General features: G+C 44.7%; 9 protein-coding genes. 1 reads left to right on the plus strand and 8 read right to left on the minus strand.

Annotated elements, in window-relative coordinates; genetic code table 11:
* Positions 1-513: 513 nt before the first annotated feature.
* The 8 genes from H7844_15615 to H7844_15650 form a co-directional block, all read right to left on the minus strand.
* A complete protein-coding gene (locus tag H7844_15615) occupies positions 514-1,248 on the minus strand; it encodes an ABC transporter ATP-binding protein (protein MEO5358708.1) in 735 nt (244 codons plus the stop codon).
* On the minus strand, positions 1,235-2,005 hold the full coding sequence (locus H7844_15620) for an ABC transporter ATP-binding protein (GenBank protein ID MEO5358709.1): 771 nt from the start codon (positions 2,003-2,005) through the stop codon (positions 1,235-1,237). The genes H7844_15615 and H7844_15620 overlap by 14 nt, the downstream gene beginning before the upstream one ends.
* 122 nt (positions 2,006-2,127) lie before the next feature.
* The gene (carA, locus tag H7844_15625) at positions 2,128-3,273 is read right to left on the minus strand and encodes a glutamine-hydrolyzing carbamoyl-phosphate synthase small subunit (GenBank protein ID MEO5358710.1); all 1,146 of its coding nucleotides are present in this window, start codon (positions 3,271-3,273) and stop codon (positions 2,128-2,130) included.
* Complete coding sequence (locus tag H7844_15630; GenBank protein ID MEO5358711.1) at positions 3,273-4,577, minus strand: dihydroorotase; 1,305 nt, start codon at positions 4,575-4,577, stop codon at positions 3,273-3,275. The genes carA and H7844_15630 overlap by 1 nt, the downstream gene beginning before the upstream one ends.
* A 58-nt stretch (positions 4,578-4,635) precedes the next feature.
* A complete protein-coding gene (locus H7844_15635; protein MEO5358712.1) occupies positions 4,636-5,544 on the minus strand; it encodes an aspartate carbamoyltransferase catalytic subunit in 909 nt (302 codons plus the stop codon).
* 3 nt (positions 5,545-5,547) lie between these two features.
* Positions 5,548-6,084, minus strand: a complete 537-nt coding sequence (gene pyrR, locus H7844_15640) for a bifunctional pyr operon transcriptional regulator/uracil phosphoribosyltransferase PyrR (GenBank protein MEO5358713.1) — start codon at positions 6,082-6,084, stop codon at positions 5,548-5,550.
* A 307-nt stretch (positions 6,085-6,391) separates the two neighbouring features.
* The gene (gene bioA, locus H7844_15645; protein MEO5358714.1) at positions 6,392-7,828 is read right to left on the minus strand and encodes an adenosylmethionine--8-amino-7-oxononanoate transaminase; all 1,437 of its coding nucleotides are present in this window, start codon (positions 7,826-7,828) and stop codon (positions 6,392-6,394) included.
* A 54-nt stretch (positions 7,829-7,882) separates the two neighbouring features.
* Complete coding sequence (locus tag H7844_15650) at positions 7,883-8,065, minus strand: uracil-DNA glycosylase (GenBank protein MEO5358715.1); 183 nt, start codon at positions 8,063-8,065, stop codon at positions 7,883-7,885.
* 127 nt (positions 8,066-8,192) lie between these two features.
* Between H7844_15650 and H7844_15655 the strand changes: the two genes are divergently transcribed.
* Positions 8,193-9,548, plus strand: a complete 1,356-nt coding sequence (locus H7844_15655) for a TrpB-like pyridoxal phosphate-dependent enzyme (protein MEO5358716.1) — start codon at positions 8,193-8,195, stop codon at positions 9,546-9,548.
* Positions 9,549-9,722 lie beyond the last annotated feature (174 nt).

Consider the following 9,722-nt stretch of genomic DNA (forward strand, 5'->3'; position numbering starts at 1 on the left):
CTAAAGAGGAAATTATTCCTCATCTCTTAACTGTAAGAATTTCAGCCTCATATAATGGGCCTCGACATGGTCCACAAATCGGATAGAACCTCAAGTGTTAATACTTACACTCCAGCATATTATCTAACAATATCAATGAGTTACAAAAACGGTGTTTCAAATCCCTGCACCGCCACTTATTTTTACACGCTGCTAAACTGCTGGTTTCGTCTCAAGCTCATACATTTTAACCCATAATACCGGCTTTGTGTGACCAACAACTGCCGTTTCAGGTTGAAAGAAGTAGTTTTCTTGATATAAAAATCTAAAATATATTATAAAAAACAGAGCAGGTTTTTGTAATTCACCAACGTACATGAGGTGTTAAAGAATGAAAATGTTACTGAATTGCAGTCAGAAGTATAACGAGGCGGCTGAGAGAAAGCGGCACCTCCCCCTTACAGGGGATTCCTCTTTAGGGGAGACGCCCAGGAGCTTGTGACAAAGCCAAAAAGTTAGACAAATGAATTGGAATTACACACCCAGATATGCTTCTTTGATTTTTGGATTACCCATGAGAGCATCTTTATTGCCGTGAAAGGCAATTTTACCGGTTTCAAGCACGTAACCGTAGTGGGCTATGTGCAGGGCCATGTTGGCATTTTGCTCAACGAGTACTATTGTTTTACCGGAGTTGTTTATATCCAGAATTACTTTAAAAATCTCTTTAACCAGCAGGGGGGAAAGTCCCATAGAGGGCTCGTCAAGGAGCATAAGTGCTCCGCCTGTCATAATAGCACGCCCTATGGCAAGCATCTGCTGCTCACCGCCGGAAAGAGTTCCGCCCTGCTGTTTACTCCTTTCCTGCAGTTTTGGGAAAAGCCCAAATATCCGTTGCAAACGGCTGTCAAAAATGCTTTTATCCCTTACAGACCATGCAGAGAGCTCCAGGTTTTCCATAACTGTCAGGTTTCCAAATATTGCTCTGCCCTCCGGCACATGTGTTATTCCCAGAGATACGATTTTTTCCGGTGGTATGCCTTTAAGGTCAACTCCGGAAAATGACACGGTTCCGGTATAGGGGATAAGCCCTGAAACAGCCCTCAGCAGCGTTGTTTTACCTGCTCCGTTGGCTCCAATAAGTGTAACGATTTGCCCCTCTGTGACCTCAAATGATATTGCGTTTACCGCATTTATGTTGCCGTAGGAAACTCTTAAATCCTTTACACTCAGAATAGTTTTCCCGTTTAGTTTATTAATCACTGACATCTCCGCCCAGATAAGCCTCCAGCACTTTGGCATCTCTTCTAACATCCCGGGGCAATCCCTCTGCAATTGTAACCCCAAAATCAAGCACTTTCAGATGCTCACAAATTCCCATTATCAAACTCATCTGATGCTCTATCACCACAACTGCCACTTTAAAAGCATCTCTGATGTTTTTTATAGTTTCAATCATAGAGTTAATCTCACCCTGGTTCATACCTGCCGCCGGCTCATCAAGAAGCACTAAAGAGGGCCCTGTGGCAAGTGCCCGCACTATCTCAAGATACCTCTTTAAGCCATAAGGCAGTGCTCCTGCCGGTTCAAGCGCCCGTCCGTCCAGATTAAAACCCCTGAGCAGCTCCCATGCACTCTCTGTTATCAGCGCTTCCTCTTTTTTAAATTTTTTCATATGAAACAGTGCATCAATTACGGTATATCGAAATTTATCAAACATGGCCACCCGAATGTTATCTAACACACTGAGACCGTTAAAAAGCCTTATGTTTTGAAATGTTCTGGCAATTCCAAGAGCGTTTATTCTGTCAGGGGGTAAACCTGCAATTTCAGTTCCTTTAAATAAAATACTTCCCGATGCCGGCCTATAGACACCGGTTATTAAATTAAACAGGGTGGTTTTGCCCGAGCCGTTAGGTCCTATTATCCCGTAAATCTCACCGGTATTAACAACCAGTTCAAAGTCGGATATAGCCCTGAGCCCTCCAAAGTAATGGGTTAATCCGGCTATCTTTAATAAATCCAATATACCGTCTCCATGTAAATTAACTGCTGGTAAGCTGCTCTGTCACGCCTTGTGGTTAAACCTTTACTTTAAACTCCACACCACCTTCTATGTTTCTGCATGTAAGAGTACCACCCATACTTTCAATTATGGTTTTCCTCAACCATCTCCATAAAACTCCTGAACAGGTACATGGAATCGTTTGGCCCTGGGCCGGCCTCAGGGTGGTATTGCACGGAAAACAACGGGTAGTCACGATGCCGCATCCCCTCTGCCGTGTTGTCGTAGAGGTTAATGTGAGTAAGTTCCACCTGTCCTTTGAGAGAATCAATGTCAACACAGTAGTTATGGTTTTGGGATGTTATCTCCACTTTTTCCGTCGCAAGGTCCTTAACCGGGTGGTTGCCCCCATGATGGCCAAACTTAAGTTTATATGTTTTCCCACCCAGTGCCAGTCCTATTATCTGATGCCCCAGACATATGCCGAAAATCGGCTTTCGGCCGATGAGTGTTCTAACATTTTCGGCGGCATATGTTACAGCCTCAGGGTCACCGGGACCGTTACTTAAAAATATCCCATCCGGTGACATAGCAAGTACATCATCAGCTGAAGTCTGTGCCGGCACCACAGTTATGTCAAATCCGGTATCGTATAAACACCGTAATATGTTGTATTTTACGCCGAAATCATAAACCACCACCCTCGGTTTCGGGCGCTCCACTATCTGGTACAAATGTCTATTGCGTTGTTTTTCTTTCCCCCATTCCCAGAGTTTTTCGTTCCACCGGTAGCTGGCTTTGGTACTCACCCCTTTTACTAAATCTATTCCTTGTAGTCCGGAATTGCCCTTGATTTTTTTGTATAACTCCTCAGTACTCTTATCTGCCGTGGCGATTATTCCCATCATAGAGCCGTTGTCCCTGAGGTGTGAGGTAAGCGCCCTTGTGTCAATTCCCTTTATGCCTGTTATTCGATGGTCTTTTAAATAACTGTCAAGAGAGCCCTTTGAGCGCCAACTGCTGTAATAATCGAAATTCTCCTTCACAATAAATCCCTCAACCTTTGGCCCACCACCTGACTCTATATCCTCAGGGTTAACCCCGTAATTGCCTATCTGCGTGTATGTCATGGCTACCAACTGCCCCTTGTATGACGGGTCGGTGAGAATTTCCTGATACCCTGTCATTGATGTATTAAAAACAACCTCACCGATAGCCTCTTCTGCAAGTCCGAAACTCTCTCCCTCAAAAACCAAACCATCCGAAAGCACAAGCGTTGCCTTTAGCATCATAGTCTCCCTGTAAAATTGTCGTAAGTAACTCTGCCTCGGTTTATAGTCAGTACCGGCTGCCCCTTGAGTTGCCATCCTGAAAATGGTGTATTTTTACCTTTAGATAAGAACCGTTCGCTCTCTACAGTAAATGTCGCCTCCATATCAACCACCACAATATCACCGTCCCCACCTTCTCTAAGTGTTCCTTTATCTATGCTTAGTATCGCTGCCGGTTCACAGGTCATCTTACGAATCAACCGGCTGAGAGTCAACACCCCATCATGCACCAGGCGTATGCTTAAAGAGAAAGCCGTTTCAAATCCTGAGATACCAAAAGCCGCCCTGTCAAACTCACACATCTTATCATCCCTGTGATGCGGTGCATGGTCTGTCGCTATAGCGTCAATTGTGTCGTCATTTAACCCTTCTCTTACGGCTTCAACGTCTTTTTGAGTCCTAAGCGGAGGGTTTACCTTGCCGTTAGTGTTATATCCGTTTACGGCATCCTCTGTTATACTAAAATAATGCGGGCAGGTTTCCGCTGTGACTTTGATACCGTCTTTTTTAGCTTCTCTTATCGCCCTGACACCCCCAGCTGTGGATACATGCGCCACATGCAGCCGTCCACCGGTAAGGGCTGCTAAATCAATATCCCGCTTAATCATGATGATTTCAGCCTCGGCGGGTATTCCTCTGAGTCCCAGTATTGTCGAAAGGTACCCCTCGTTCATCACCCCACCCTCGGACAGAAAAGCATCCTCGGCATGGGATATTACCGGTGAGCTGAAAACCTTTGAGTACTCAAGCGCCCGCCTCATTATCAGGGAATTAACAACAGGTTTGCCGTCATCTGAAAAACCAACACACCCCGCCGTTTTCATCATACCCATCTCGGCCAGTTCCTTTCCCTCCTGACCTTTGGTTATAGCTCCGATAGGAAAGACGTCACAATAGCCTTCCATCATTGCCTTTCTGACAATAAACTCTGTAACCGTTTCGTTGTCATTTACGGGCTTTGTGTTTGGCATAGAACATACTGATGTGAACCCTCCCTTAGCGGCAGCCAGTGTTCCCGTTCGTATTGTCTCCTTATACTCAAAACCTGGTTCTCTTAGATGGGTGTGCATATCAACAAAACCTGGGAAAACAAACAGCTCAGTTGCGTTTACCACGCTTATGGCGGGGTTACTAACATTGATTGAATCCGCTCCAACTGAAATTTTCCCGATTTTTCCACCTGTTATCAGTACGCAACCCACAGCATCTATCCCCTGCAATGGGTCAGTGATGTGTCCGTTTTTTATCAATATTTCTGTCATAGTTCTCTGCCTTTGTATAATTTGATTCTATTTAGTTCTCTTGTGTGGGTATGAGCATTTAAGCTGTACTAAGTAAGTAAAGAACCGCCATTCTTACGGCAAGGCCATTTATTACCTGTGCGTGTATAACGGACTGAGCGCTGTCGGCAACCTCCGAGTCTATCTCGACCCCTCTGTTCATAGGGCCGGGGTGCATGACAATACAGTCCGGTTTTGCATTTTTTAACCGTTTGGAGGTAAGCCCCCAGAAACGGAAGTACTCATCCTTGGAGCTTAGAAATCCGCCGCTTTGTCTTTCGTTTTGAATCCTTAACATCATAACGGCGTCAACATCACTTATACCATCCTCAAGGTTGTTGTATATTTGCACTCCCTCGTTTTCAATCCCCTTTGGAACTAAAGTGTTGGGAGCAACGATGCGTACCTCGGCGCCGAGTTTTCTCAAACAAAAAATATTGGACCTTGCCACCCTGCTGTGAAAAATATCTCCTACTACGGCTATCTTAAGGCCTTCAACAGTACCTTTTTTTTCTATAAGCGTAAAGGCATCCAAAAGCGCCTGTGTGGGATGTTCGTTAATCCCGTCTCCGGCATTTATAACCGATGCCTGAGAAAATGATGTTATAAAGTGAGGTACACCGCTTGACTGATGCCGGATGATTATAAAGTCCACACCATAGGATTCGATGGTTTTGATAGTGTCGTAGAGAGTCTCGCCCTTAACTACACTACTTGTCGGAACGGCAAAGTTGATAACATCGGTGCTGAGTCTTTTCTCGGCAAGCTCAAAAGACGTCTTTGTTCTTGTTGACGGCTCAAAAAAGAGATTAACGGCTGTCTTACCTCTTAATGCCGGCACCTTCTTAATATCCCTGCTGAGAACGTCTTTAAAAGAAGAGGCTGTTTCAAGCACAAGCTTAATGTCCTCCACGGATGTGCTTTTTATGTCTATAAGGTGTTTTCTCACTTTCTATTCAACTCGTTGAATTACCACGGAGTCCTCATCATGGCCGCGTTCCTGAAGAAGAACTTTTATTTGCTCGGTTTTAGAGGTTGGGATGTTTTTTCCAACGTAGTCGGCTCTGATGGGTAATTCCCTGTGCCCTCTGTCTATCAATACGGCCAGTTGCACGGCGGCAGGCCGTCCGAGGTCCATGAGAGCATCCAGTGCTGCACGAATCGAACGCCCTGTGTATATGACGTCATCAACCAAAACAATTTTCTTATCTGTTATATCAAACGGCATGTCTGTTTTTTTAACTACAGGATGTGTTTTTTTGATATTGAGGTCATCGCGGTAAAAGGATATATCAAGGGCGGCAACAGGCACTACGGTATCCTCTATGTTTTTAATAGCAGCGGCAAGCCTTTTAGCAAGGTCAACACCACCGCTCTGAATTCCCACCAGGCAGAGTCCCTCACAGCCCTTATTTCTCTCTGCTATCTCGTGCGCTATACGCAACAGGACTCTGGTGATGTCTTGTTTACTTAAAAGTTCACGCTTCATTTGCTTGCTTTAAAACTCCGCCTTAACGATTAAGAATTCAGAATGGGCGGCAGACGAAAAAACCTTTCCCCTGATAAGGAAAGGCTGTCTCCATATGGAATACATTTTTTTCATACCTTATCAGCCTCACAGGACCATCCTTTAAAGGTAATCTATTACAACACATCACAACGGACTTTGTCAATTATTAAAATATCAGCTATTTTGTTGGGGGTATTTGCTTCTTAGGTTTTATATATATTGCCATTGTTTTATTAACACAACCGCCCGGGAATTATTATAAAAACCATTGTTTTAATTCATTTTTTTAAGAAGTTACATTTCTACGCTTAAGCAGTGCAGCATCAATGGATTTTTCAACACGAATAAGCATAGCCTGAAGGTTTTCCGCTGAAATCGAAAGCGGAGGCATAATCACTAAAACATTACCAAGCGGCCTGATAAAGACCGACCGTTTGCGCGCCTCCATGGCTACCTTCCACCCCGCCTTTTCCTCAAACTCATATGCAGTCATCGTGCCCCTGTCCTTTATAAGCTCAACAGCGGCCATCATACCATACGCTCTCACATCACAAACATGTGGATGACTGAATATCCGGTTTAGCCGGTCCCTGAGTATTTTTATCTTAGGTTTTAAATTTTCAATCACATTGTCTTTTTCAAAAATATCTAAAGAAGCTAACGCCGCCGCACAACCCAGTTGGTTACCCGTATAAGAATGGCCGTGAAAAAAGGTTTTCTTATCACGGAATTCACCTAAAAAAGCGTTGTAAACATCCTCAGTGGCAATTGTTGCTGCAAGGGGCAAATAGCCGCCGGTGATTCCCTTTGAGAGACATATAATATCCGGTGCCACACCCTCGGCCTCACACGCAAACATTGTGCCCGTTCTGCCAAAGCCGGTTGCCACCTCATCGGCTATCAGAAGTGTGTCATAAGAGGTGCATAAATCCCTTACTCCTTTTAAATATCCCGCAGGGGCGGTTATCATCCCGCCTGCCGCCTGAATAAGGGGTTCAATCAGCACTGCAGCGACTTTACCCTTTAAACGCTCTAAAATACTTCTTAACTCCTTTAGACAGGGAAACTCCCCTTCCACATTACATCCGTATTTAGAGGGAGCATCGGGGGCATCTGTAACTACCCCGTGTTGACAGTTTAAGCAGTACGGTGAGGGCGACCTCACTGTTTCAAAAAGAAGAGGAGCATAGGTCTTATGAAATAGATCAATCCCTCCGGCGCTGACTGCCCCAAGGGTGTCTCCGTGGTAGGCGTTTTCAAGGGTTACAAAGAGGCCGCCACCAGCTCTTTTAGTGTGCTGCATGTACTGGAAAGCCATTTTCATGGCTACCTCTACTGCGGTTGAACCGTTGTCGGAATAAAACACCTTGTTCAATCTGCCGGTTTTAAGGCTGCTGCTTATCAGGTTTACGAGTTTTTCAGCTAACTTAGCCGATGGTACACCGGCAAGTCCCAGTAACGTAGAATGAGAAATAAGGGAAAGTTGCCTTATTAAAGCATCATTGATTTCTTTTTTCCCATGTCCATGAATATTTACCCACAGTGAGGACACTCCGTCAATGTACCACCTGCCGTATGTATCTTTAATGAAACAATCACGGCCCTCTGCTATCACCACAGGTGTGTCGTTTATCCATTCCGTCATCTGGGTAAACGGATGCCATATGTACTGAGTGTCAAGGCTCTCCAGCCTTTTGTTGTTTTTTATAATATCAAGTTCCATTTGTTCTTCACTTCCTTAGAAACTCCATCCTCCCGACAATCTCCTCCCGATAACTCATTTACGCACATCGGGCTTTCTTTCAAACATGAGACAGTCGGTTCCAGAGGCAGCCTTAACCTCTCTTGAGGGAATGGCTTTACTTTTAAAATGAAGTCCGCGGCAGCCGTATGGAAACTTTCTATCCCACGTAATATAAAAATTCCTGCACTTAAAACAGTCTATTCTACTTGGCTCCATTATCTGAAATCCTCATAAACTTCACAATATCACCAATTATATCATGTTTGCCTGTATTAGGTTAAATAAGTTAAAATTCTTAAACAGCTTTTTAACAGTACTGTAAATTTTATACAGAGAGGATGCTATGAAAAGGACAAAAATCTTATTAGACGAAAAAGACATGCCACGTAAGTGGTACAACATAATGGCAGATATGCCGAATCTTCCTAAACCGCCTCTTCATCCGGCAACCAGAAAACCGGTTGGCCCCGACGACTTATCGGTTATTTTTCCGATGTCGTTGATAGAGCAGGAAGTAAGCCAAAGCAGGTGGATAGACATACCGGAGGAAGTGCTTGAGATATATTCACTCTGGAGGCCATCTCCACTTTACAGAGCACACCGGCTTGAAAAACACCTGGGCAGCCCTGCCAAGATTTATTATAAATACGAGGGAGTAAGCCCTGCCGGAAGCCATAAGACAAATACATCGGTCCCCCAGGCCTATTACAACAAACTTGCCGGTATTAAGCGCATTGCCACAGAGACCGGCGCCGGCCAGTGGGGCTCTGCAATGTCTATGGCCTGTAAATTCTTCGGCCTTGATTTAACGGTTTATATGGTAAGGGTAAGTTACAATCAAAAACCCTACAGACGCATTATGATGGAAACGTGGGGGGGAAAGGTCTTTGCCAGTCCAAGTGCGGAGACTGAATCCGGCAGAAAAATTCTGTCGGCTGATCCTGATAATTCCGGCAGCCTTGGTATTGCCATCTCTGAGGCTGTTGAGGATGCCGCCACTCATAAGGACACTAATTATGCGCTGGGGTCGGTTCTTAACCACGTAGTGCTCCATCAAACGGTAATCGGGCTTGAATTGAAAAAACAGTTTGAATTAATAAGTGAGTATCCTGATGTGGTTATAGGGTGTTGCGGAGGTGGGAGCAATCTTGGAGGTTTAGGTTTTCCGTTTATCCATGATAAGATTAACGGTAAGAATGTCAGAGTTATTGCTGTAGAGCCGGAATCCTGCCCAACCCTTACCAAAGGCGAGTTCCGGTATGATTTCGGAGACTCAGCCGGTCTTACCCCGTTTCTTATGATGTACACGCTGGGACATGACTTTATGCCTCCGGGGATACACGCAGGTGGCCTCAGATACCATGCCGACTCCTCTTTAGTCTCCCAGCTCGTTTATGACAGACTCATTGAAGCTGTGGCATACGGCCAGACTAAGGTCTTTGCGGCCGCACAGACGTTTGCCCAAACCGAGGGAATAATTCCTGCACCTGAGAGTTCCCACGCCATCTGTGCCGCCATAGATGAGGCACTGAGGGCTAAGGAAGAGGGAAAGGAAAAGACCATTGTATTTAATCTAAGCGGGCACGGTTATCTTGATATGACTGCATACGCCGACTATATGGACGGCAAAATCATAGACTACCCATATCCGGTTGAAAAAATCAAAGAAGCACTGGCTAAACTTCCAGTTATAAAGTAATAATGTGATACTCCGTTGGAGCAGTCAAAATGACTGCTCCAATGCGTGAGACATAAGCACGCAAGTGCGGAAAGAACATCAACAGCCTCTATAAATATCTAATTGCCTGCTATGTTGAAATGTCAAGCCTTCTTTTTTTTCTTTTCTAAATTTTCTCCAAAAATTTAGTAGTAG

This window comes from Nitrospirae bacterium YQR-1 (genome assembly GCA_039908095.1).
Classification (GTDB): domain Bacteria; phylum Nitrospirota; class Thermodesulfovibrionia; order Thermodesulfovibrionales; family Magnetobacteriaceae; genus Magnetomonas.